The sequence below is a fragment of the Candidatus Chlorohelix sp. genome (genome assembly GCF_037138995.1).
Lineage (GTDB): Bacteria > Chloroflexota > Chloroflexia > Chloroheliales > Chloroheliaceae > Chlorohelix.
In genome coordinates this window covers 1-24,194 of record NZ_JBAXHI010000049.1, presented here as the reverse complement: position 1 = coordinate 24,194, position 24,194 = coordinate 1, and the positions used below count along the sequence as shown (strand labels likewise).

General features: G+C 46.2%; 24 protein-coding genes. 9 read left to right on the top strand and 15 right to left on the bottom strand.

Translation table 11 applies throughout. From position 1 onward, the window contains the following. Positions 1-500: 500 nt before the first annotated feature. Positions 501-1,250 (bottom strand): hypothetical protein, encoded by a 750-nt coding sequence (locus WCK19_RS16275; protein ID WP_342398455.1) that lies wholly within the window; start codon positions 1,248-1,250, stop codon positions 501-503. Between the two features lie 749 nt (positions 1,251-1,999). Between WCK19_RS16275 and WCK19_RS16270 the strand changes: the two genes are divergently transcribed. Then, the gene (locus WCK19_RS16270; RefSeq protein ID WP_342398454.1) at positions 2,000-2,266 is read left to right on the top strand and encodes a hypothetical protein; all 267 of its coding nucleotides are present in this window, start codon (positions 2,000-2,002) and stop codon (positions 2,264-2,266) included. An 81-nt stretch (positions 2,267-2,347) separates the two neighbouring features. Here WCK19_RS16270 and WCK19_RS16265 read toward each other — a convergent pair whose 3' ends face one another. The 14 genes from WCK19_RS16265 to phnD all read right to left on the bottom strand — a co-directional run bounded on the left by WCK19_RS16265 (position 2,348) and on the right by phnD (position 17,203). After that, positions 2,348-3,577, bottom strand: a complete 1,230-nt coding sequence (locus tag WCK19_RS16265; protein WP_342398453.1) for a glycosyltransferase family 1 protein — start codon at positions 3,575-3,577, stop codon at positions 2,348-2,350. Between the two features lie 20 nt (positions 3,578-3,597). Beyond that, positions 3,598-4,524, bottom strand: coding sequence for a metallophosphoesterase (locus WCK19_RS16260; RefSeq protein ID WP_342398452.1), 927 nt, complete (start codon positions 4,522-4,524; stop codon positions 3,598-3,600). Between the two features lie 211 nt (positions 4,525-4,735). Continuing rightward, entirely contained in the window at positions 4,736-5,884 is a 1,149-nt protein-coding gene (gene phnM / locus WCK19_RS16255) for a phosphonate metabolism protein PhnM (RefSeq protein WP_342398451.1), read from the bottom strand. A gap of 34 nt (positions 5,885-5,918) precedes the next feature. Continuing rightward, the gene (locus tag WCK19_RS16250) at positions 5,919-6,626 is read right to left on the bottom strand and encodes an ATP-binding cassette domain-containing protein (protein ID WP_342398450.1); all 708 of its coding nucleotides are present in this window, start codon (positions 6,624-6,626) and stop codon (positions 5,919-5,921) included. A gap of 66 nt (positions 6,627-6,692) precedes the next feature. After that, positions 6,693-7,562, bottom strand: a complete 870-nt coding sequence (locus WCK19_RS16245) for an ATP-binding cassette domain-containing protein (protein WP_342398449.1) — start codon at positions 7,560-7,562, stop codon at positions 6,693-6,695. Next, complete coding sequence (locus tag WCK19_RS16240) at positions 7,555-8,556, bottom strand: alpha-D-ribose 1-methylphosphonate 5-phosphate C-P-lyase PhnJ (RefSeq protein WP_342398448.1); 1,002 nt, start codon at positions 8,554-8,556, stop codon at positions 7,555-7,557. The genes WCK19_RS16245 and WCK19_RS16240 overlap by 8 nt, the downstream gene beginning before the upstream one ends. An 11-nt stretch (positions 8,557-8,567) precedes the next feature. Continuing rightward, positions 8,568-9,776 (bottom strand): carbon-phosphorus lyase complex subunit PhnI, encoded by a 1,209-nt coding sequence (locus tag WCK19_RS16235; RefSeq protein WP_342398447.1) that lies wholly within the window; start codon positions 9,774-9,776, stop codon positions 8,568-8,570. 12 nt (positions 9,777-9,788) lie between these two features. Then, the gene (phnH, locus tag WCK19_RS16230) at positions 9,789-10,472 is read right to left on the bottom strand and encodes a phosphonate C-P lyase system protein PhnH (protein WP_342398446.1); all 684 of its coding nucleotides are present in this window, start codon (positions 10,470-10,472) and stop codon (positions 9,789-9,791) included. Positions 10,473-10,492: 20 nt separating this feature from the next. Then, positions 10,493-10,924 carry a phosphonate C-P lyase system protein PhnG gene (gene phnG, locus WCK19_RS16225; RefSeq protein ID WP_342398445.1) on the bottom strand — a complete coding sequence of 144 codons (432 nt, stop codon included), beginning with the start codon at positions 10,922-10,924 and terminating at the stop codon, positions 10,493-10,495. Between the two features lie 55 nt (positions 10,925-10,979). Then, positions 10,980-11,636: a hypothetical protein gene (locus WCK19_RS16220; protein WP_342398444.1), complete on the bottom strand. Its 657-nt coding sequence runs from the start codon at positions 11,634-11,636 to the stop codon at positions 10,980-10,982. A 260-nt stretch (positions 11,637-11,896) separates the two neighbouring features. Continuing rightward, positions 11,897-12,961, bottom strand: coding sequence for a phosphate/phosphite/phosphonate ABC transporter substrate-binding protein (locus WCK19_RS16215; protein WP_342398443.1), 1,065 nt, complete (start codon positions 12,959-12,961; stop codon positions 11,897-11,899). 159 nt (positions 12,962-13,120) lie between these two features. Further along, positions 13,121-14,422, bottom strand: a complete 1,302-nt coding sequence (phnE, locus tag WCK19_RS16210) for a phosphonate ABC transporter, permease protein PhnE (RefSeq protein WP_342398442.1) — start codon at positions 14,420-14,422, stop codon at positions 13,121-13,123. Between the two features lie 61 nt (positions 14,423-14,483). After that, entirely contained in the window at positions 14,484-15,275 is a 792-nt protein-coding gene (gene phnC / locus WCK19_RS16205; RefSeq protein WP_342398441.1) for a phosphonate ABC transporter ATP-binding protein, read from the bottom strand. Positions 15,276-15,514: 239 nt separating this feature from the next. Next, positions 15,515-17,203 (bottom strand): phosphate/phosphite/phosphonate ABC transporter substrate-binding protein, encoded by a 1,689-nt coding sequence (phnD, locus tag WCK19_RS16200; RefSeq protein ID WP_342398440.1) that lies wholly within the window; start codon positions 17,201-17,203, stop codon positions 15,515-15,517. Between the two features lie 102 nt (positions 17,204-17,305). On the opposite strand from phnD, the gene phnG (WCK19_RS16195) reads away from it, so the two are divergent. The 8 genes from phnG (WCK19_RS16195) to WCK19_RS16160 are packed head-to-tail and all read left to right on the top strand — an operon-like array spanning position 17,306 to position 23,978. Continuing rightward, complete coding sequence (gene phnG, locus WCK19_RS16195) at positions 17,306-17,731, top strand: phosphonate C-P lyase system protein PhnG (RefSeq protein WP_342398439.1); 426 nt, start codon at positions 17,306-17,308, stop codon at positions 17,729-17,731. 2 nt (positions 17,732-17,733) lie between these two features. After that, entirely contained in the window at positions 17,734-18,414 is a 681-nt protein-coding gene (phnH, locus tag WCK19_RS16190) for a phosphonate C-P lyase system protein PhnH (RefSeq protein WP_342398438.1), read from the top strand. Then, the gene (locus WCK19_RS16185) at positions 18,415-19,545 is read left to right on the top strand and encodes a carbon-phosphorus lyase complex subunit PhnI (protein WP_342398437.1); all 1,131 of its coding nucleotides are present in this window, start codon (positions 18,415-18,417) and stop codon (positions 19,543-19,545) included. Continuing rightward, positions 19,545-20,438: an alpha-D-ribose 1-methylphosphonate 5-phosphate C-P-lyase PhnJ gene (locus WCK19_RS16180; RefSeq protein ID WP_342398436.1), complete on the top strand. Its 894-nt coding sequence runs from the start codon at positions 19,545-19,547 to the stop codon at positions 20,436-20,438. The genes WCK19_RS16185 and WCK19_RS16180 overlap by 1 nt, the downstream gene beginning before the upstream one ends. Further along, the gene (locus tag WCK19_RS16175; protein WP_342398435.1) at positions 20,435-21,313 is read left to right on the top strand and encodes an ATP-binding cassette domain-containing protein; all 879 of its coding nucleotides are present in this window, start codon (positions 20,435-20,437) and stop codon (positions 21,311-21,313) included. Before WCK19_RS16180 ends, WCK19_RS16175 begins: the two co-directional genes overlap by 4 nt. A gap of 10 nt (positions 21,314-21,323) precedes the next feature. Continuing rightward, positions 21,324-22,028: an ATP-binding cassette domain-containing protein gene (locus WCK19_RS16170; protein ID WP_342398434.1), complete on the top strand. Its 705-nt coding sequence runs from the start codon at positions 21,324-21,326 to the stop codon at positions 22,026-22,028. 14 nt (positions 22,029-22,042) lie between these two features. Continuing rightward, positions 22,043-23,320 carry an alpha-D-ribose 1-methylphosphonate 5-triphosphate diphosphatase gene (locus WCK19_RS16165; protein ID WP_342398433.1) on the top strand — a complete coding sequence of 426 codons (1,278 nt, stop codon included), beginning with the start codon at positions 22,043-22,045 and terminating at the stop codon, positions 23,318-23,320. A 49-nt stretch (positions 23,321-23,369) separates the two neighbouring features. Then, positions 23,370-23,978: a 2'-5' RNA ligase family protein gene (locus tag WCK19_RS16160; RefSeq protein WP_342398432.1), complete on the top strand. Its 609-nt coding sequence runs from the start codon at positions 23,370-23,372 to the stop codon at positions 23,976-23,978. The last annotated feature ends 216 nt before the right edge of the window (positions 23,979-24,194 follow it).

The window sequence follows — 24,194 nt, the reverse complement described above, 5'->3', positions numbered from 1 at the left end:
TTATTCTTTTTTATTTCAACTTTGCCACTTCTCTAGTTTTAAGAAACGCTCTAAAATTATCTTGTTAAACTGATGCCGTTCAACTTACCAGAGACAGGTCGGTAATATCGCTGATCTATCTACGGATTATCTTCTTAGAAAGTCTCAGAACAGCAAGTTACCCACCGTAAAAGAGTTTATCCAGTGAAATACTGGAGTCAGCATCGAAATCATCACTGTAATCGTCCTCCAAAGTTGAGGAACCCCATCGGCCGGTTTCCCTAGCGTAAAACGGAATTTGGGTTATACCGTTATACCTTATATTTTCTCTTACCCTTTCATTTGGATCCAAGTTCACGGGTTGGTCTTGTAAAGCCAGGTTGTTAAAGGAATTTGCTGAGTTTGCCTTGCCTCGCGGGTTTTTCTCCTTAATCTGTTCCAAGCAGATTCTCTCATGTTGTGATGCCTGAAATTGACGTATAATTCCACCACATACCGAACATTTAACAAGCATACTTTTTCTACCTTTCTTGGTTTGGTTCAGCTATTATTGAATTTTCTGCGTCCCTGCTCTCAGTTGAAATACGCTTCAAATCTTGTGTAAAGGAAACAAATGTATCCATTACTGTTGGATAGGAAGCATCCATGATGACAGACACTGGCGTTGGGGTCGGAAGGGGTCTGTTTTTGGTAGGTGTAGCTGTACCGAATAGCGTACCAATCAGCCACAGAAAAACTATACATGAGGTGAAGCCGCCCACCACTAGCGTCCAAGTAGGGGGAGCGCCATCCAAGCCCTTCTCTCGGTTTAACTTGAGGAACAACGGTAGTAATGTCAGGTTGAGCATTTTGGTCCCAAACTTTTTGGTTGCGGGTATCAAATACAGCGCCATGCCCACGAAAGCCCAGAGACCGCCAACCCAGAAGCCCATCACAACCAGATACGCCAACCGCAATATGAATAGTTGCCCTTCGTAACTAACCGTCTTTCTTTGCCTACCTACCGGAACTTGGTAGTATATTGGCGGTGGGGCGGGAGGCGCTTGTACCACAATAATTTGAGGTGCCGGCGCAGGAGCAGGGGTAGGTTCTACTGGTGGTTGTTTGCCCAGACACCTTTCAATCAACCCCCTGATTTCCTGATTGTCAGGATGACGAGCGGCAAGTTCGTACAGCAAAGGTAATGCCTCTTTGTTTCTGCCGCCTCTCATCAAATCTCTTGCATCCCCAAGTTGGAAATCGTCTCCAATTGGAAGCGAATCAAGCTTCATGTTCTTCCCCCTCTCAACTTTACGCGCCAATTCTTGTTCAACTACGAAAACCTCACCAACACATTTGTATTCTATTTGCCCTGCATTGAAACATCTACCCAACAATTTCTTTTTGATTGCTGGCAAACAAATGAGCAGTTGAAGTTTTATCCTCTATATATATTCCCATCGGTACGACAAAGTGCGACACGAATTCCAGAGGAATTTTGTTGCACAGCCATATAGAGTAACGCCGCAAACAGACGGGTGACGCTAGAACGGGCAACCCAAAATAAGCCCAAAACTTTCACCGTTTCTGCTTACTCTATGGCACAACCGACCTTACTTAGCCGGTTTGTTGCACCCCTATTAAAATTCCACTTTACTCAGTAATGTAACGTCTTTGCGGGAATTTATGTCTTGAACCCTGCACATGCCGCTTCAAACACTGGCAGCATGTTATGTAGATACTTTACCACCATAAAGCCTTAAAGTAAACCACTACGCCCTGTCTTTTTATCTCAACTATGCGCTTGTGGATTAACGGACGCGATTGCACAACTGCTCCCCCCAGATTGCTTCTGGCTGCAAGTATCTTCTCACAAAAAAAACCGCCAAACTCGTTAGGCTGGCGGTTAACATTGCGACGATTAGACTTCCATTAGTAATTGTACTGTTCGCCGGGTGCAGCACCCTTTCAATTCGTTTTACTGCTTGACCACCCCCCAGTGATTTTAGGATTTATAGGCTGAAGGAGAAAATTATCCGGTATGCAAAAACCTCATGAAGCGAAAGATATTTTGCAGGCTATACAGCAACCCTTTACCCCAGAAGCGGTAGAAAACCTTAACCGAACTATGCTAAAAATGCTAAATCAAAAAACGCATTTAATCGAATTGCGTCAAAAAGCCTTAAAGCTATCAGTAGAGCAGAAAGGCATATTTAATATTGCAGTGGCAATCTACAACTCGCAGGCTGAACAACTCAGGTTTGAAGGCTGGAGTGTTTCTAATTTAGAGATGCTATTAGTGGAATAAGGTTGACGAAATGCTTGGGTTATATTTCTCTACACTGACCAATCATTAATAAAGTCATAATTCGGATTTAACAAGCCTTCATCACAGCAGTGTTTTAACTTCCTCTTTTTGGAGTAGGGCTTCTTCCAATATTTGTGCAATTTGATAGTTAATGGTATCCCAACTTCTACTTTCGATCAGAGTGCGAGCAGTATGTCCAAAGTTGCGCCGGAGGTTATGATCTTTTATTAGCTCCAGAGCATATTCAACAAATTCTGTCTTACTGTGTGGGTCTGACAAGAAACCGGTTTTGCCATGAATAACTAGGTCAACAGGACCGCCCTCGCTTCTAGCAATTACTGGCAAACCACTTGCCATTGCTTCCTGAATTACCTGACCGTAAGTTTCAGTTAAAGAAGGAAATAAAAAAAGATCAGCCGAAGCAAATATTTCAGCCAGCGGTTCACCGCTCAGGGGACCGGTAAAATGCACATTCAGATGCTTCGATTGGAAATAACCCTTAATACTCCTCTCTATATTTGGATTGGCATTCCCGCCTGTTATGACCAGTTTTAAAGGTGGCAACGATTGAGCATTCAATGACCGGCGCAAGATTTCCTCGTATGCCTCAGCTAGAAACTCAAATCCTTTCTCCAAGCTTAAGCGAGATACACACAAGAGCAATAACTCTCCGTTTGGCGCCAGTTTCTGCCGCAACTGCGAGTTTCGTTTAGAATTGTTGAAGAAATTGGAATCAACCCCTCTGCCAACTAGCCGGATTTTTTCTGAAGGTATTCCCAAATCTATTAGGTATTTCTCGCTGTTGTGGGATGGCGCAAGCACAGTTTTTATCGAAGGATGCCGAAAAGTATGGCTTGTAAGCCGATCAAGCCCCCAACTAGCCAGTTTACCGATTGGTTTTGGCAACATCAATCGGGCGTAATAAGCTAGGTCAGTCTGGAAATTTGCTACCAGAGGTATGCCACTCTTTCTTAACTGCCACCAAACCTGAAACCCGGTACTAGCAGGGCTTGCCATGTAGATTACATCCGGGGTAAAGGTTGAATTAAAAACCTTGCTCATTCGAAATGGTTTAACCACAGCTAATTCTGGATTAAATACAAGCGGATAACCGTTGAGACGAATTACAGGCAAACGCCCCTGCCAATTATCTACTTGGTTCGGTCCACATAAGTTAGGCGCAAGTACGGCAGTTTCGATTCCTTGGTCGAGCAGGTAATCTAGCAAATATCCAGTTGCCCGAGTCACTCCATTTATGGGACCAAGAGACTCGCTAACAACCATGACCTTTTTATTATTGAAGGACTGCAATCAGGAACCTCTTTTCGACTTTAGGCTACTCTTTCCCTAACTCTTTTGTAATAATCATCTGGCAGCAATTCTGCCCCCGATTTTTCCTGAGACGCTAGAGAGATGGTTAAATGACGGTCTGCATCAAATCCTCTGGATGGAAGCATGAGAAAATCACCCAAAGCTTTGGTTAATTGCTTTGCCAAGTTTTGCTGGTTCTTGTTTTTTACTTCTACGGTAGTGAGGCTTACTTGGTCAGGAGTATAATCAATGATTCGGAAATCATTGGTTCGTAGTGGCGCAGCAGTCTGAATAAATGACCAATTTCCCCGCCTGTTAATGCTATTGGCGTGGTTATGCCCACAAAAATAAAAACCTTGCCCAGTCTGTTTTTTCAAAAAGACCTGTTTTATCTCGTGACTATTATCTATTTTCAGCATTCTGAAACTGGAATATAGAGTTTCACTTTTAAGGGGGTGATGACCGAAAACAAAAATTGGATTATTCTCACTTGTTTCAATTTGCTTTTTCAGCCACTCTATCTGCTCAGACCAGACAAATCCTCCGTGATCTTTTGGGGATTTTTCCTTGACCGTATCCAGAACAACAAGATTTGAAAATCGGTTATTGGAGGGGTTGGCAATACCTGTAACTGGGTCAAATGAAAGGGTAAAGTAGGATTGGCGGTTACCTGTCCAACGCGCTATTTCCTCTCTTGGAAGTTCAAGCAGGTCATGGTTACCGTTTACGGTATAGAAATTCAGACCCACCCGGCGAGCGCAAGCATGTAAACCTTCAAACTCTTCCGGAAAACCATTATCTACAGTATCGCCGATAGCAAAAACAGCATCCGGTTTTTGTTCCAACACGCTGTAAAATAAATTCTCATAATACTCTTCGCGAATTTGGCATAGTGAATTGGTTTTGTAAACTGAATAGTGCAAATCACCCAGCACAACAAAACGCATTGTTGTCACCCTTTCTCAAATAATGTTTTCCGGGTAAATATTCCTATCTGCTTGAAGGCAAAAACTATAATAGTTACTATAATAAGCTACTATTAACACTTTAAATAAGAATTAAGAAGATTTTAAAGGGTTGTTAATTAATCCATTGAGTTGGTTAAAATGCTGGTTTCTGGAAGTTAGAGCTACCGAGCAGGTTAAACCATCGCTAGATTTACTCATGCACAAGGCGTTCCTTGCCAGATACAAATAATCTCCTCACCCTAGGATGGCGATCATACTTAATCAGAATCAAATCAGCCAGTTTACCTTCTTCCAAAGTACCCAATGCTGCGCCAAACCCTACCGCTCTGGCAGGATTTATTGTTACCAGACGAACTGCTTCATGCAGACTTATTATGTGCTGACTGACTAATTTAAATACAGCGGCAAGCATTGCCGAAGGGTAATAATCCGCACAAAGCACATCACATACGCCCGCCTCTATCGCCTCAATGGCTCGTAAATTGCCCCCGCTGGACTTTCCGCGCACTACATTTGGCGCTCCAAGACACACAGCTAACCCCAGTTCATGCGCTTTCCTTGCTGATTCCATTGTAGTGGGAAATTCGCTGATAGTGACACCCAATGCGCTCAATTGTGCAACTTTTTCTGGAGAGTCATCATCGTGACTTGCGATAGCGATGCCGGCTTCGCATGCCAAGCGGGTTACATTTTCGATGCGGGTTGGTATTTCAGTTTCCTGACCTTTTTTTAACGCCAGCACTGCATCAATTTCCTGCTCACTAATATGGATAGTGCGCCTCAGATAAGACCGATACGATTCCTCGCTGGTGTATTGTCCTTGTCCGGGGGTATGATCCATCAAAGAAACTAGGCTTACTTCATTTCCGGTAATTAGCTGAGAGATTATTTCATAACCGTTTTTACTGGTAACTTCCAGCCGAGCGTGAATTTCATGTCGCACCAAGGTGTTAGATTCACTTTTGATTGCATGAATAAAATCCTGTATAAAATTAACCGAGCGCACCCCGAATTCATTATCATCCAGCGAAACAGCGTGAAATTCGGTGGTAATACCACAGCCCGCCATCCGACGGTCGTTTTCTATCAACGCCAAATGCGGTTCAAAATGGACATCGGGGCGAGGCTCAACCAGTTTCTCAATAGAGTCGCAATGCAAATCAATCATTCCCGGCATGAGAAAATCCCCGCCGGCATCAATTTGAACAAGCTCACTGGAAGGACAATTGCTACTATCCCCCAACCCGGCAATTTTAGCTCCTTCTATTAATAACCAGCCTCCTTCTATAAGGCGATCCGGTAAAATCAAGCTGGCATTTTTAATCAGAGTTCTTTTCATTAATGAATAACCTTCCAATTCCAAGATAGTGGTATCAATTATCTGATAACCAGTAAGTTTCATCTGCTAACGAAGCCAACGCAGAAGTGTCGTGAGAAACTACCACAATGGCAACTCCCGATGCTTTGGTCTCATTAATCATTTCCAGCACAATAGACTTGGAATGAATATCCAAACTTGCGGTTGGCTCGTCCAGTAGCAATAATCTAGGGGAGGCGATAAAGGCTCTGGCAAGGTTTAAACGTTGCTGCTCTCCGCCGCTAAAAGTAATGGGGAAGGCTTGCCAGCGGCTTTCATCCAAACCCAAACGAGCTAACCAACGCCCAGCCTCAAGGCGGGCTTCTCCAAAAGCCATTCCTCTCCGTACCAGAGGTTCGGCTACCACATCGAGCGCCGCTACCCGAGGCAAAACCTTCAGGAACTGTGAGCAATAACCAATCTCGATTTCACGCAAGCGAAGAACCTCAGCTTCATCAATTGAGGCGATGTCCACCCGTCCCTGACTTAGTGAGTTGTACCAGATTTCCCCGCCATTCGCCAAATATGTGCGGTAAATACATTTCAAAATACTGGTTTTACCTGCACCGCTCTTACCGCTAATCAGAAGAATACTGCCACTCTTAGCGGTAAAAGAAACATCAATAACCGGACGAATTACGCGCCCATCTAGTAAATGAAGCTGGAAATATTTGTTTAGCCCCCGCACTTCCAGAATCGGCAGGGCTGTGTCAGTTTTCTGCATTTTTCCTTCCAAAGCTGAATCGCTCTCCTTATTATAAGTAAGAGCGTGTTCTTGTTACGCTCATTTTTACAGAGTCGAAGACACCAGTAACTGGGTGTAAGGGTGCTGCGGGTCTTCCAAAATCTGATCGGTCAAGCCATGCTCTACAATTTGCCCATTCTTCAACACCAAAGTTCGGGTTGCCAGTTGCTTGATAACCCCCAGGTCGTGCGAAACCACCAACATAGCAATTTTCAATTCCCACTGGAGGCGTTTAATCAAGTCTAGCACCCTTGCCTGTACCGATAAGTCCAGACCGGTAGTTACCTCGTCTAGCAGTAACACTGATGGATTGCTGGATAGAGCTTTTGAAATTTGCACTCTTTGGAGCATACCGCCACTGAAAGTATGTGGGTCATCATCCAACCGGGTAGGGGGCAACTCGGTTAATTCCATCAACTGGCTTGCCCTTTGGCGAATATTTCCCACATTACGCCACCCTGCCATTAGCAGTTTTTCCGCCACATTACCGCCTACCGTAAAGTTCATGTTTAGACCCAATTCCGGGCGTTGGTGAACAATGCCGAGTTGCTGGTTGCGGAAGGTTCGTCGCTTAAACTTGTCCAGAGTTAGTAGGTTTAATGGCTCTTTGTCGTATTCACCAGATTGGCGATACCAGAGTTCACCTTCGTCCGCAGGAACGCTAAGGTTCACAAGTTGCATCACAGTAGATTTACCGCTACCACTCTCTCCAACGATACCCAACGTTTCGCCTTCGCCAAGCTCAAAGCTAATTCCGGAGCAGGCTATTACCGTGTTACAAATCTGGCATTGGTTGGTATCATGGTCGGGACCGGTTATAGTTGAGCAATAGGCACAGCCCGACCCGTAGCGCCGGGTTAGATTATCAGCGCGAAGAACCCATTTTTTGTTTTGAACTATTTTATTGTCACTCACCGGACACCTTTTCTGCTTTTTTGCCTGTTTTTATTAATATTTGTTTTTGGCAGTAGCTGGTATCCGAACAAAAGAAAGCCCAGCGACCCTCTCCGCCATGTTTACCTTCTATATAATGGCGAGTTAGATAAGTGTTAGAATTGCCGCACTTTTCGCAGGATTGCTCCGGTTTGTGTTCTGTTCGGAAAGGAAAGTCCTCAAATTCCAGCGGCTCTACTCTGGTATAGGGTGGTATAGCGTAAATTCTTTTCTCACGCCCTGCCCCGTAAAGGTAAAGCGTTTCAGACATATGCAGACTTGGGGCATCATAGCGCGGGCATGGCGTGGTATCCATCAGATAACGACCTTCCACCATAACCGGGTATTGCGATGATATATCCATATCACCAGAATGTACCACGCTTTCGTACATATACACCCAAATAGGCGCATAATCCATCTCGGCGTGCATCTCGGTGGAACGCTCGATGTAGGGCTGCACCCAACGCAAAGGGTCTGCCATAGGGACTTGCAAAACCAGTATCTGGTCTTCGTGCAAGGGTTCTTCTGGCACTCGGTGACGGGTTTGTACGATGCTGGCAGCGGTGGTATCGGTTGTGATAGGGACACCCGTAGTACGTTGAATCAAGCGACGCAGGTTTACCGCATTCACGCTGTCATCATCCCCTTGGTCAATAACTTTCAAAAGGTCATCCGGCTTAATAATAGAAAAGGTAAGCTGAAGACCGCCTGTTCCCCAACCTTTAGCTACCGGCAAGTCACGACTGGCAAAAGGAACGAGGTGACCGGGAATAGCCACTGCTTTTAGGGTTTTGCGCCGCACCTCGCGCTTGGAATCCTCATCTATGAAGCCAAAATTATAAAGAGTTTCGCGGATTTGCGCCTGTTCGGGGGCTGGTTCTTCATTCTCAGAACCTGAGAGCTGCCCGATTAGCGCATCTAGCCTAAAACCCTCATCAGGCTCTAGCTGTTCCACGGGGTCTGGTTGTAACATTCTATATCTCCCTAATCCGGTAAAGTATTTTCTTGCGCGTCTTTCGCAAGCTTCTGTTGTAAACGGCGATGCTTTTCAGCCTGTTCGGCGTTTTTGACAGCCGCATGGTCTTTGGCGCGTTCTAGCACACTGATGTCAGCCTGGAAAGTGACATAATGCGGCAACTTGTAGTGAGCAGTAAAACCGCTAGCCTCAATAGCATCAATGTGCTGTAAAACAAATTCCTCATCGGCAGCGGGTCCACTTTGCCCATGTGTTTTGCCCGCTTTGGCAGCGCTTATAGCCCGGTCAAGAATAGACATACTTACGGCTTTATCTTCGCCGTGACCAAAGCTGAAGCCGTAACCCAGCCCGAATTTTGGGGAAAGCTCTACTTCTTCGCTTCCAGATGCTTTCACTCTAGAAACCATCTCACATTCGGTAATCATTATTTCCCCGATTTCCACCGACTCTCCGGTTAAGGGATGCGCCACTTCAACGGGTAGATAACCCACTCTCAATTCTCCCAGTGTGGGATGCACATCACCATACCCGCGAATACTGCTATAAGCTAACGCCAGCAAACTTCCGGCATCTCCGCGTGCCATAATTTGAAGCCGCGCGCTACGGGGAGCAGGGAAACTTGTGGCTTTGCGGGTTACATCAAATGGTTCGTCTATGTCCCCAGCACCAACTGAAAATACTTCAGCCAGCAAATCCTGCTCACGCATACTTTCGATGACTTTCGGAAAAGTACCGCTCTGCTCGTCTGTTTCGTTACTCTGTACCTGTTTTTCAAATTTAGCTAGGAAACGGCGCATAGTCCCACGTGATTCGTGAGTCAACAGGGTGTTCAGCAAGCGCGGTTGGTAATCGCGGGTTGGACCAAGCAATTGTCCTCCCGGAATATCCTTGAAAGTAGAGGAAATCCGGCGTATCAACCTCATCCGAGTTCCGTTAGCTGGAAGGCTATAAGTTAGACGGGGTAAGGTGGAACGGTAAGCCCGAAGTAAAAAGCTTGCCTCTACTGCGTCACCTTCGCTTTGTTTTAAGGCTAATGCCGCCAATTCGGGAGCATACAGCGAGCCTTCGCTCATTGCCCGATCTACCGCCAGCCTGAACTGGCTCTTGATTTGCTCGATTTTAATCGGTTCGGTTTCTCCCCGAAGCCGGAAATATTCTACCAGTTCTTCGGCTTTTAATACCGCCTCAGTTCCGCCCTTTGTCGCTACGTAGCCCATCTTTCTCCTTATTTAGCGTGACCGCAAAGTGGTCACTTCTATTTTTGTGGTGCGTGGAAGCCCAATGCAAAATCCCGATCTATCCACCAGAAACACATCCACACCCAGCGGGTAATGTCTAGCAACCGCTATTTCGGCAATTCCATCCCTTGCCATCCCTAATACAAATACCCGGCGGAAATTTAAAATTCCCGGTCCTTTTAGCTCCAGTTCCAATCCTTGCTCCTCGAAGCCCTCTTGGTTAGGTATTTGTGCCAGTTTTTCAACGCAATAAAAAACTGTTGCGCTCAATTCGGGTTCAAGCAAAGTACCTTGATGCAGGTCTCTAATCAAATTGACGCTTGTACCTTCACAGAAAAATGCCTGAGCTGCCGCACCGGGCGCGGTTAACCTGGAACCGCAGCGAAGGGTTAACCACCGAGCTATTTCAGCATCAGGCGCAATCCAGTTTTCACCCGCGCCCACCGCAAAACTCACCTCTCCATCCAGCAAGCTCAAAAATGCCCCTAACGCAAAAGAATTCAAGGGAACTCCGGCGAATTCGGGATGGTAGGGAGAGGGAGGTTTTTCTAAAAATTCCGGACTTGTCAACTGGATTATTTTTCCCGGTCTGGATAGACAATCTAATAGAAGGCGGAAGGTTGCGGCATTAAAATAAATTTTATCTTCCGGCTTTTGAAGCCACGTTGTTTGCATCTTGGTAGTATCCTTCAGAATTACATGGTTTCAAATTCAACTCTGGAAGTATTGACAATCTGGTAAAGGCGCTTCTTATCTGATAGAAGAATTTGATTGATTCGTTCAAGTTCAACTTTAAGCCACTCTGATAGTGCGCCACCTTTGCAAAGAGCAGCATCCACCAATGCCACTGCCATAGCTCGACGCTCACTCTTGCCCAGTACCATTCCATAACCGAACTGCCCATCCAATTCCAGTTTAACCTCCGTAACGAGGATTTCTCCGGCGTTGAATTGGCGATTTTCTACCGATTCTCTCATACGCAGCATTACTAGTCCCTGCAATGGTCCACTAAGAAAACGCAATTGCCCGGTGGGGTATTCCTTCAAAACTTTTTCTGCCAATTGACAGACCAACGCTTCTTCACAGTTAGCCAATATTTGGTAATGATTCATTTGTGGTTGATTCAAAAATTCCCCCTGTTTATATCATGTAATTAAAATCGGGAGTAACTCATTGTATTTTTTACGGCTGAAGAAGAATAATAAGTTGAAGTAGGGTAAAGAAGAAACCCAACAGGCTTCCTACCAAAACTTGCCCGGTAGTATGTGCTTTCAAATGCACTCTAGCCCAGGTTACCAATCCGACAATACTTAGCAGGGGCGCTGCCATCCAGCCGCCAAGCATTGTAAAAGCAGCTACAATTCCCCCAATGCTAGTTGCGTGTATGCTGATTTTCCACCGGAAATTAATAAGCATTACTACTAAAGTGTTAATACTATAACTCGCCAGCACCACCGTCAACCAACCTAGACCTGTAATATACCATAACAAAGTTGTGCCAATAACAAAACTTATTATGGTCAGGCAAAATGGTAAATAGCGTTGTTCCCTCGTAGCGATATGAATATCACTTATCTTTTTTAAAAGATACATTGCCACTACCAGAATAATTGGTATAGTTGCCCCGAAAATAATTGCAATTGCCAAGCTAATAAAAAGATTAGCCTGGACTCCCCGGTTATGCTCGCTTTGAAGACCCAGTATAACCAGGCAAGGAATAGCAATAAGTGGAGGAGCGGTTATATTTGTTATGAATCGAGCAAACTTGGTTGTAAAATAACCGGAGGGCTTAATAATTTCTGATTTTCTCAAGTTGGTTAGCTCTAGCATATTAGCCACCTCTATCCCCTAATACTTGCCTTGAACAAAGCAAATGTTTTATAAACTCAGCTATAAAATTTTAGCCGAAAGATATAAAGGAAAATTTAATAAGATGTTATTTTTGCGTTTTCAAGTGTTAAGGGGCTGTTAATATTTGCCCCGCCGTTTTGCTCTATGGGTTGGGGGGAAAGGTAAGGGGGAGTGAATGCTTTATTGGTTATTAGATAAAAAAAGATGGCTGGTATAGACCAACCATCCTTTTTTAAGAAAGGGGCTAATTACTTCAGCTTGGTCAAATCTACGTTCAAAACTTTAGCAATATCGCGGATCGGATCCCAAGTGGTATCGACGGCTTCAATAAAACCGCCAGTACCCATTGAATTCAAAGCAGCCGTGTCTTTAATAGCCAAGAAAGCAGCTTTGATAGCAGCCTTGTCGGCATCGCTCAGGTCATTGCGATAAGCTACAGGGCTGTTCGGAATGTCAAAGCTCTTGTCAACGATAACAATTTCTTCGGCTTTGACGGTGCCGTTGTCAATATACTTCTGGAAAGTGTCGCTGGCAACTGCCCCTGCTTCAACCTTACCACTCTGCACCGCCAAGAGCGAAGCATCGTGTGAACCAGTGAATACGCCGTTTACGTCCTTATCAGGGTCCAGTTTGGCTTTGGTGATTAAATTATATCGAGGAACCAAGTTGCCGCTGGTGGAAGCTACGTCAACAAACGAGAAGCTATGACCCTTCAGGTCCGCAAGGGCTTTAATACCGGTCTTGGAAGTGGTGATAATGAGACTATTGTAAGTCTTTTCACCCTTAGTACCTAACATCAAGGCAAAAACTGAAGCATTGTATTTGCTATTTGCCAAAACATAGCTGAAAGGACCAAAGATGGCTACGTCCAGTTTACCGGCAGCAAGAGCTTCGATAACTGAGGTGTAGTTAGGACCGACAAAAAGCTCGACTTGGATGCCCAACTGCTGTGAAAGCGCAGTTGCAAAAGGAGTGGTGTTGGTCAGCACAGTCTGCACGTTTTCAGCCGGAATAGCACCCAAACGCAGAGTTTTCAGGCTAACTTTGGCGGCAGAAGATGAAGCGCCAATGGTAGCAATAAGGGTAGGAGCCGGAGTCTTGGTAGCAGCGGCGGTAGTGGCAGCCGCAGTGGTAGCAGCCACAGCAGTGGTAGCAGCGGCGGTAGTGGCAGCCGCAGTGGTAGCAGCGGCGGTAGTGGCAGCCGCAGTAGTAGCAGGAACCGAAGTAGCAGTGTTATCGCCACAAGCCGCTAAAATAACGACTAGTACCAATGACACTAACAGTCCTGACATTACCCGAAACAGTTTGTTCATAAATTCTCCTTCTTAGATTGAACAATGGCGCAAATGCAATAGACGTTGTCTGCAATGAGCCAGGTTAAATGGCTCGTAATATATAGTTAGACTAATGTTTTGTTATAACTTATTGCAAGCCAGCTTCCAGTTTTTGCACAGCTAACTGGAGCGAGATTATTAAATAATCTTTCCGCGAATAAATGCGCTGAAACGATCCATTATTGTTACTGCTACTATCAGCATAATTACCAACATGGACACATAAGCATAGTCCAGTAAATTTATGGAAGACTGTAAGAGAAAGCCTAGACCTCCACCGCCAACAAAGGCAACTACAGTTGAGTCGCGGGTGTTGGACTCAAAAGTAAATATGGAATAGCTTGCTACCAATGGGAAAGCTTGTGGGAAAACACCCCAACGAAAGGATTTCAAGCCGTTAGCGCCCACCGCACTCATCGCCTCAATCGGTTGGGGTTTGACCGATTCAAAGGCTTCCGAATATAGCTTGGTTAGCACCGAAATTGCGTGAATACCCAATCCCAAAATGCCGGCGGCTGGTCCTAAACCTACAAAGGGAATAAACAAAAGAGCCATTATTAGGGAGGGAATAGAACGAATGGTATTGGTGATGAGACGTACAATATTGTAAATAGCAGGGTGAGGGCTGGTATTTTTCGCTGCTAAAACACTAACAGGCAATGCTACAATTGCCCCTATCACGGTTGAAGCAACGGCAGTTTGTACGGTTAAAAACAGCGGGTCTATAGCGTTTGCAAAGTTTTGCCACTTGGGTGGAACAAACCTTCCGATCAAAGCAGCGCCGCGTTCGCTGGTAAAGAGATCCACCACCGTAGAAAACCCGAAATTCTGGGCATTCGCCCCAAAGCCGCTAACCCTGACACTGAAGCCCCACCAAAGAAAAAAGCACACCAGTGCCACTATCGAAAGCTTGCTGCCACGTAATGCCATCGCGCAAATTAGAGCAATAAATACAATTCCCAAAACGTTATTGAGGTCAATTTTATCCAATATATACTTAAAAGTGCCAAAGTCAACAAGCTTGAAGAAGAAGAAAAATGCTACCAAACCCAACAGTACAACAGTGGTGCGGGTATTTTGTTTTGCCAATAAGCGTGGGGTTTTTATAGCTTTCGGACCGATTGAAATTGCCAGTCCTAACACCACTAATAGCCCTGCCACTAGATCAACATCGAATGTGATTGTCCAGTCTAGGTTGACCTTACCCAAATCCAATACACGCTCAAAAAAGAAAATAGCGGCAGCGGTGAAAGCTGCTAACGGAACTAGCAAAGTCCAATTTATAGTTCCGAAGGGTTTAGCTAGAGCTTTATTCGGTCCTTGTGCAAAACTATTTATGAAAACGCGCTCTTCGCTTAGACCCCCGATACTGGCAATAGTGACTACTTCCTCGTTATTACCTTCTGTAATCTTTTCAATATCTTCTTCTTCAATCGACAATTTAATACCTCTCCTGATTATTAAACCCGGGCAGAAAAGCAGCTAAGGGCTTATTAATGACTTAATAACGGGATTTTAGATTTGGGTTATCGCTGCGGTACAGTTCACTCAAAACGTCATTTGTCAGGTCGGCAGCCACTCCATCAAAAACAATACGACCTTTGGCAATACCGATAATCCGGTCAGCAAATTTTTTTGCGATTTCTAGGTCGTGTATATTAACGAGGGTTGGCAAGTTTTCTTCTCTGGCAACGGTTTTTAAATCGTCCATAACTCCCCATGCGAGTTCAGGGTCGAGACTGGCGACAGGCTCATCTGCCAGTAGTAGCAGAGGTTTTTGGGCGAGCGCACGTGCAATGGCTACGCGCTGTTTTTCACCGCCGGAAAGACTGTCCGCCCGATTTTTGGCGCGATGCACCATATTTACTCTTTGCAAACACCACAACGCCAATTCACGGTCAGCTTGGCTAAAGTAACCAATCAAGGCATTAAAATCGCTCATGTAACCTAACCGTCCCAACAAGACATTGCGAAGGGCGGTTAAACGGTCAACTAGGTTGAATTCCTGAAAAATAAAGCCGATGCGCCGCCGCATAAGCAGCTTTTCCTTTTCTGACATACCGCCCAAGTCTTCACCGTGAACACTCAGCTTTCCGCCGTTTATGGGAATAAGCCCGTTTATGCAACGCAGCAAGGTAGATTTACCGGCGCCGCTTCGCCCGATTATGCACACAAACTCTCCGCCCCGAACAGTAAAGCTGATGTTGGAAAGAGCTTCATAACCGTTAGGATAGACCTTGCGAAGGTTTTCGATTACAAGCAAGGGAATAGAACCGTTGTTTAATTTTTCCATTTTATTTTTATGCTAATTCCAAATGCGAGAGCAATTTCCTGTTACAGGAAAAGTTAAGACACCTAACTTATAAAATCATAGAACAGGTATATAAAGGAGTTATAAATTAAATGTTAATAGGGGTTTAAAATTTACTACAGATGGGGAGATGTCATGGGGAAACATGAAGGTTCAAAAAATCATGTTAGTTGCCTTTATATTAATTTATTAATAAGTGGTTAATAACTTGTACTCTACATTTAGTGATTTATCTCAATCCAAGTTCGCAATGGGGGTTCTGAGAAGGTTACACCTGGAAAATTTAGCATTTTAAGTAGGCGTATAGCAGCAAGCCGTCCAAGTCCCATTCCATCAAAAGCTAAGCTCGGAAAGTTGCCCCACTTGGCTAAATCGCTATTCCCGAAACCCAGCGCCGTCAAATTTATTGAAGGTTGTGCTAACAGGAATTGTTTCACCAACATGGCAGAGCGGTCGCCTGAACAAAAAACGAGGGTAGGCGGCTCTGGTATTTGAATGATTGTTTCTATCCAGCTAGAAATAGAGTCGATTTCCCCAGAAAATTCAAGTTCAGTATCAGTTTGTTGGGCAAAAACTTGACGCAAGAAACCTGCTTCCAGCAACGAACCCTGTTCTTGTACTAACGCTATGCGGTGGTGTCCCTGTTCCTCTATCCAGTTTCTAGCGGTGATAAGACCTTCGCCCAACAAATCCTGTTCTAGCAAAGTGTAGGGTTTCCCGCTCCGCGCCAGTTCCCCTGCTTCCCTAGTGGTGGCATCAAGCTGGGTTAATATCATACCTTCCAGACGGTTGTTATACAGCAGTTCAAAAAAAGCTTTCCGGTTCTCTCCAGCTATTCCGTTTAATATCGTGGGGCATAACAGCAATTGCAAATCAGCTTCACTGAATACTGCTTGTATTCCAGCTACGATGTCATCCAATGAGGGAATCTGCAAGGTGGGTAGAAGCATCCCGATTAAATCGCCCCGATTCCGGTGCAAGCTACGCGCATTTGAGTTAGGGCGGTAACCCAATTCTTCCACCAGTTTTAGGATGCGGGCGGTTGTTTCTGGAGCAATACGGGCGCGTCCGTTTATAGCGCGAGATACCGTCCCATAACTCACCCCGGCTAATTCCGCCACTGTTTTCAAGGTCATCTCACGTTGTGCCGCTGGGGTAAAGCGTTGGTTAGTCGGAATAAGGAGCGAGGCAGCCTCCGGTATGCTCTGGTCTAGTTGTACCAATGCTTGTAATAATTTATGCTCAAGACGATGGGGCAAACCGGGTCTAACCGCCACCGGTCCTCGAGATAGAAGTGGGGAAGTAGCCAGTGCCTGCAAACTGCAATCCGGGTGTTTTTGCAAATGGTGCAAATAGGCTGATTGCATAGCCGCTCCTGCAAGCAAACTTCCCTTGCAAACAGCCGCTACCACTGTATTATGACCCAGCAAAAAATGTGGCTTGAGGTCGGTAGAAGGATTTAATCCTGCCTGTTCCAGCATAAGCGATGGAACTAGATAGCCTGTTGAGGAATTGCGGTCAACGAAACCAAACTCTTGCCCTTTTAATTGGATTAACCCGACAATCCCTGTTTCCTTACGGGTAAAGATAACGCTTCGGTAAGGCACAGGTGGGGCATCATCACCCTCAGAAACCTCAATAGCGTTAGCCAAGGCACGCGCCCCAAAACGAGCCTGCGCCTGAGCAAAGGCGTATAACCCCAATCGAGCCGCGTCTATCTCCCCACGCTCCATGCCGTTCAGGGTCTCTTCGTAATTTTCCCACAACCCAACCTGTACCGGCATTTCCAACACCTGCTCCAAGTATTGCTCAAGGGTTTTTATTTTACTCGCTTGGCTTACAAGGTCATGCCCTATTACTGGATTAATGGCTAAAACCAGTCGCTCTTTCCCATCTTCTGTTTTTATCATTTTTTTAATTTGCTATTGACACATCCGCTATTAGGTGGTATAAAAATTGCGTAAAGCTTTACGCAATCAAATTATAACATGAAAAGGTTTGTATAAGCAAAGATGGATAGAGAAAAGCGTTTTGAAATAATGGCAAAAGGTCCATCTGAGCCTTTGGTGGTGATGGCAGACCGTTTGCTCGATTCAGGAATTGAACTAGAAATAACTCGGCAACCACACCCGGCGATAATGATGATTCGCGCCCACGAAACTGCCAAAGGCGAAATATTTAACTTCGGAGAAGCCCTAGTAACCGAAGCGGAAGTGCAACTTCAGGGCGGAACGGGATACATGCTAGTTCTAGGTAGCGACCGGATGCACGCCCTCGCCGGTGCTATTTGTGACGCTGCTTTGGAAGCATCCCATCCGCTTTCACCGGATATACTGGAAACGTTAACCTTGATGTCACAACTCCAGCAAGAAAAAGATGCCGCAGAATGGGCAACAATCACGGCTACCAAAGTAAATTTCGACGAAATGGAGGCTTGAGCTTGAGCGCTATTCCATTGACCCCCTCCCACCGTTTTGACCACACCCGTGATAGTCAGAAAATTTTCCGAGTAATGTTGGAGGCACTGGCAAATCCCGGTCAGGTTTTCCAATTACCCAAGACCGGGGATTTCTTCGGGAACACTCTACCCGGCGCTTCCCGGAATTACGCCCACTTTGAAACGTTGGGGGCGTTTCTCGCAACCCTATTAGACCATGAGGTTACTTTTTGCTTGTTGGGCGATGAACATATTGCTGCCGACCTTTCAGGCGTAATTTGTACAAGCACCAATTGTCGCAGTGTTCCGCGTGACAAAGCCGATTATGTGATTACATTACAGCCTCCGGTTTCTTCGCTACCTGCTCAACTAAAGCCCGGTAATCTGATTTACCCTGACACGTCCGCAACCCTTATATGCCTAGTACCCGACCTGTTGGGGGAAACCCCCGAAGATAAGAAAGGCGCTTTACTGGAATTAAGCGGACCCGGCGTAAAACCGGGACAAAGACTCTGGGTGGCAGGCACAAGCGCCGCCTTTTTTGTTTCTCTAGGAGAGGTCAATGTTTCTTACCCTCTGGGTATAGATGTTTTCTGGCTAACTCCGGGAGGTTTATTGGTTGGTCTGCCGCGCAGCACGCGCCTGTCTATTCTGGAAGAGAGACGAAAAGGGGAGGGGTTTTAGATGGGTTACGTAGCGGTAAAAGGCGGTATAGATGCAATCCTTGCCGCCGAGGAACTGGTAAAACTCGGCAGGCTACAAAGCCGTAGCGAACTATTGCAAATAGACCAGCTTATTGAGCAACAACGTATGGCGGTTGATCAGGTAATGAGCGAAGCCGGATTGTATGACGAAAAGCTGGCAGCGTTGGCTTTAAAACAGGCAGAAGGAGATTTGATGGAGGCAGGGTTTTTACTCCGCGCTTATAAGTCCACCCTAGAGCGATTGGGCTACTCGTTGCCGATTGATACAAGCCGGATGAAAGTATTGAGGCGAATTTCCAGCGCATTTAAGAATATTCCGGGTGGTCAGGTGCTTGGGCGCACCCGCGATTACACCCAGCGTCTGCTTGATTTCAATCTCATAGAAGAAATTCGCGTCCCTGAATCTGCCTTCCAGCAACCAAAAGCGACAACAAACATGCCCAAGTTTTCAAGGGTTTCAGACTTGTTACGGGCGGAAGGATTACTTGCCGCACTCGCCCCTTCTGAGCAAGAACCTTTTGACATCACCAGAGATACGCTAAAATTCCCTGCGCCTCGTTCCGCCCGGTTGCAAACTCTGGCGCGGGGGGAATCCGGAGCGATGGTAGCATTAGGCTACAGTTCGTTGCGTGGCTACGGGATGGTTCATCCCACCATTTCGGAATTGCGCTATGGGAAGGTTCCGGTCGAGTTTTTGCACCCTCTTACGGGTAATCCGGTCACGGTAGGGCAGTTGCGGGTTACGGAAGTGGAAGCCCTAAACCACGCCTATAGCATTGTGGGTCGAGATAAAGACGGGATTGCAGAACAAGAATCGCAAAACAAGGACGGTGAAACCGTCGCGCCATTATATGAACTAGGCTATGGCTTGGTTTACGGGCAGAACGAACGCAAGGCGATTTCGATGTCCATTCTGGATAGAGCGTTGGACATTGGCGGAGATGCCCCTAGCAGCGACCAAGAATTTGTACTTTATCACATAGACAGCGTTGAATCGAGCGGGTTTGTAGAGCATCTAAAGTTGCCGCACTACGTTACCTTTCAGTCCAGCCTTGACCGTTCTCGCGAAGAGACTCGCTTGGCATATGCTGCGGAAGCAGGGAAAAAGTAATGCTGAAAGACTTAATTACTACCGAAGAAAATTATAATTACGCTTTCCTAGACGAAGGCAGCAAAAGGGAAATACGGCGCAACTTGCTTAAAGCCGTAGCCATACCCGGTTACCAAGTGCCATTCGGTTCGCGAGAATTGCCTATTGGGCGCGGTTGGGGTACAGGCGGTTTGCAAATAACTCTTTCTCTAATAGGTCAGGGAGATATAGTTAAGGTAATTGATCAGGGAACTGATGCAGGAGTTAATGCTGCCAACATTCGCCGCCTGATTGAGCGCACCGCTCCAGACGTTACCACCACCTTCCAAACTTCAGAAGCCACTATAATCCAAACCCGCCACCGCATTCCAGAAGAAAAAATGCAGGCGGGACAATTGTTGGTCTTGCAAGTTCCTTTGCCGGAACCGTTGCGGTTGGTGGAACGCTCTGAAAATGCCACACGGCGAATGCACGCCGATAAGAATTACAGCCGAATGTGGGTAGCGTTGTACGAGGAAATTGTAAAGCATGGGCTTTTAGCGCGTGCCTACAGCTACCCTGTTATGGTGAATGGGCGCTATGTAATGGCTCCCAGCCCAATCCCACGTTGGGATGTGGAGAAACTGAATAATGCCGAGCATCTATCCCTGTTCGGGGCAGGGCGCGAAAAAAGGCTATATGCAGTTCCGCCACGTACTGCGGTAGTACCACTCGATTTCGAGGATTACCCCTTCACCGTAGAGGATTTTCACGGGATACGCTGCCAGCGTTGCGGAGCGGAACACTCTTTCTTGGATGAAATAACCACCGAGGCAGGGCAAAAGACCTATATGTGTTCGGACACCGCCTACTGCGATGAACAAGTCGCAAAGAAAGTAGCAGAGCGTGAAATGCAAAAGGAGTTCGCCGGATGATAACGGAAACAGCCCAAAAACAAGCAAACGTGGAGGTCGAGACCCCCTTGTTGGTGGTTGAAAATCTCACCCGTCTTTACGGACATGGTTGTCCACGCTGCTTAGAGTTAACCGGCCCCGAAACAGGCACTAATACTTGCTCCAATTGCGGAACTCTTGTAGCTTGCGCCGATGTTAATTTTGAGGTGTACGAGGGTGAGATTCTAGGCGTAGTGGGAGAGAGTGGTAGCGGCAAAACTACCTTGTTGCGCTGCCTCTACGGGGATGTAGCGCCTACCAAAGGACAGGCTTTTCTAAAATCCTTCGGGAATGGGCGACAAGATATTTTCCAAGCCAGTAGCCAGCAAGCGCGTTATCTACAGGATTTTGTGATGGGTATGGTTCGACAGAATCCGGCACAAGGTTTGCACCTGCACATTACGGCAGGCGGTAACATTGCCGAGAGACTTCTAGCGGCAGAATGGCGCAATGTGGCTGACATCAGGGAACGCTCCGGGGCTTTGTTGAACCGAATGGAAGTGCCGCTAAATCGGATGGATCATTACCCGGCTTTTTTCAGCGGCGGTATGCAGCAGCGCGTTCAAATCGCAAAGGCGTTGGCGAATCATCCCGTCTTGCTCTTGTTGGATGAGATGACCACCGGCTTGGATGTTTCAGTACAAGCGGGGGTAATTGACCTTGTAAAAGAGGTGCAGCGTGAGAGTGGCGTGGCGATTGTGGTGGTATCCCACGATTTGGGCGTAATCCGCTTGTTAAGCGAGCGCACTTTGGTGATGAAAAACGGACGAGTAGTGGAAAATGGTTTGACTGACCAAATACTGGAAGACCCGCAACATCCCTACACCCAGTTATTGGTTAGTTCCAGCAATAGTTAAGTGGGCAGCTATGCAAAATACACACATCCAGATAAATAATTTGAGTAAGGTTTTCACGCAGCACATTTTGCGTGGAAAGCAGATAAGTGCTTTTAAGGGCGTTTCGTTTGAGGTCGAAAGAGGTCTTTTCGTGGGCATAGCAGGTCTGAGCGGCAGCGGCAAAAGCTCTATTTTGAAATGTATCTTCGGGACGTATGTTGCCAGCAGTGGGGAAATAATATATTGTCTCGAAAATAACACTGTTATTGACCTAGCTCAGTCCAGCGCACGACAAATAACACGCTTGCGCGGTTCCGAGATAGGTTTTGTTTCTCAGTTCCTACGGGCGCAACCCCGCACAACCGCTCTCGAATTGGTGGCACGCCCCTTGCTTAACGCGGGAGTTCCTCGCCCAGAAGCAACCGAAAGAGCGCAGCTTATGTTGGAAAGGCTCGGTATCAGTTCCGAATTGTGGGATGGCTACCCGGTCTTTTTCAGTGGCGGCGAACAGCAACGAGTTAATATCGCGCAAGCACTCATCCGACAGCCCCGCTTATTGCTGCTTGATGAGCCAACCTCTGCCCTCGATGACCGCAATCAGTCGGTTGTAATTTCACTTTTAGAGGAAGCCAAGCAATCGGGAGTTACTATCATCGGTGTTTTTCATGACAGGGCATTGCTCAATCGCCTATCGGACAAAGTTATAACAATGGAATATGGGCGGTTATTGGTTTAGCGAAAGGAAATTAAGTGGAACCTTCCCAAACCACAATCATTACCAATGGGCGGTTGGTTACCCCCGAAAAAGTTTTGGATGCTGGAAGTGTCGTTATCCAAGCGGGTAGAATCGTTGAAATAAATGAACGCCATTATCCGGCTAATTCGCATACATGGGATGCCAGAGGCAATTATATTATGCCGGGCGTTATAAACCTGCATGATGACAGCTATGAGAAAACTTTGCAGCCGCGAAAAGGAGTCTTTTTGCCGCCTGAACTGGCTTTTCACCAGATGGAAGGGGCGTTGGCTACTGCCGGAGTAACCAGAACCTATCATGCTGTTTCTTTTGATGCGGGCATATTTCTACGCGACCGCACTGTGGCGAATGCCGAAGCAATGGCAAACCAGTTGCTCGAATTTAGCAATTCAGATTTCGCCTTTCTCCACCATCACCTTCTATACCGCTGCGACTTACGAAGTGAGGGGGCTTTCGATGGGATTTTAAGAGTGATGCAAAACCCTCTTGCCGCCGAACTCACTCATTATCTGTCCCTCAATGACCACTCGCCGGGACAGGGTCAGTATGCCCAACGCCCGATTTTACGCAAGATGATAAAAGCGCTGCTCGGACCGGCAGGGAACAGTGACGAGGTGGTTGATGCACGCGAAAATGAGTTATGGCAGCTAAAGGCACAGACCGAACAAACTCGTGAGCGCCAATTAAATCAAGCGACCGCTTTGTTACAAAGTACGCCCGGAATAATTATAGCCGGACATGATGACGATAGCGCCGCTACTGTAGATGACTTATACCGACGCGGTATAAGGGTCTGCGAATTTCCGATTAACCTAGAAGCAGCTACCCGCGCCAGAGAACTTGGTCTCCCGATTATTGCAGGGTCTCCCAATATTGTCAGAGGCGGTTCGCATACCGGCAATATCAGCGTGATGGAATTTATTCGGCAAAACCTACTGGATGTGTTGGTAGCAGATTACGCGCCTTCCACCCTTCTACATGCCATTTTTATGCTGGTTGAACAAAAAGTCATGAGTCTTGTTGAAGCCGTCCGGCTTGTAACAACAAACGCAGCCAAAGTGGTTGGATTAGAGAAAGAAACGGGCAGCCTTGCACCCGGTTTGTTGGCGGATTTAATCGTGGTGGAAACTCGGACTAAACCCCAACTGTACATTGTACGCAAGTTGCTGATAAGCGGAAAACCCGTCTCAGTTTCATCGCTTGCGGCATATCCTGACGCACATCATTTTTCTTCCCAGCCATCACACCTAACTTCTATCACACAAAGCTAGGGCAAGAAATGAGGGCAAAAGCTTAACATTATAAATCAGGAGAAGTTTCATGAACGGGCAGAAAACCTATGGGGTTTATTTCATCCCACCCCCTGAATTGGCAGACAAAATCGGGTTAGCTCATTTATTACTCAAGCAAAATTATGGACTAGAAGCGGCAGGAAAGTTTATGCCGCATTGTACTCTTTTTGCTTTATTACACCTAGAAGAGGGATACGGGGAAAACGAGTTAATTGCTGCCCTTGACCGGATACTACCCAATCATAAAGCCTTTCCGTTGGCTTTCAAGCTAGAGACCGAATATTTTATCCGGTTGGAAATGGAAAAGCGACCAGATTTAGTGAATCTACAAGCGAATATCCGTGAAGAATTATGGTCTTTTCTGAGCGAATACGGGCGAAAAAGGCGAGCCTCAACCCGATATAACCCGCACCTAACGCTGGCATTTAGTGACTTACCCGCCGATACAGGCTTATTACACCAAATTGAGGCTTTGTGCTTGGAACTTTATCGGACCATGCCGCGAGAAAATCTATGGGGCAATATTGTGCAATTGGTTGAGTTTACGTTACAGAGTCCGGGCGAGTGGAATGCGCCGGATTACTGGCGTTATATGAACTGGCGAATTATTAAAAGCTACACTTTACCGGCACAATAGGAGCAAAGGTGTAACCGGATGTTCTAATTTCTTAGAGGGTGGTTTATCCAGGGCGGTTGCATAGTCAGTATTTATATTTTCAACGCTCCAGCCAAACCATCAAGAGAATTAACCCGTAGGGGCGACGCTAGCGTCCATCTGTTCCAAGTAATTCAAAAATACACTTTTTTATGTTCCAATTCTACTTATTAATGAACGCTAACTAAAATTTTATAC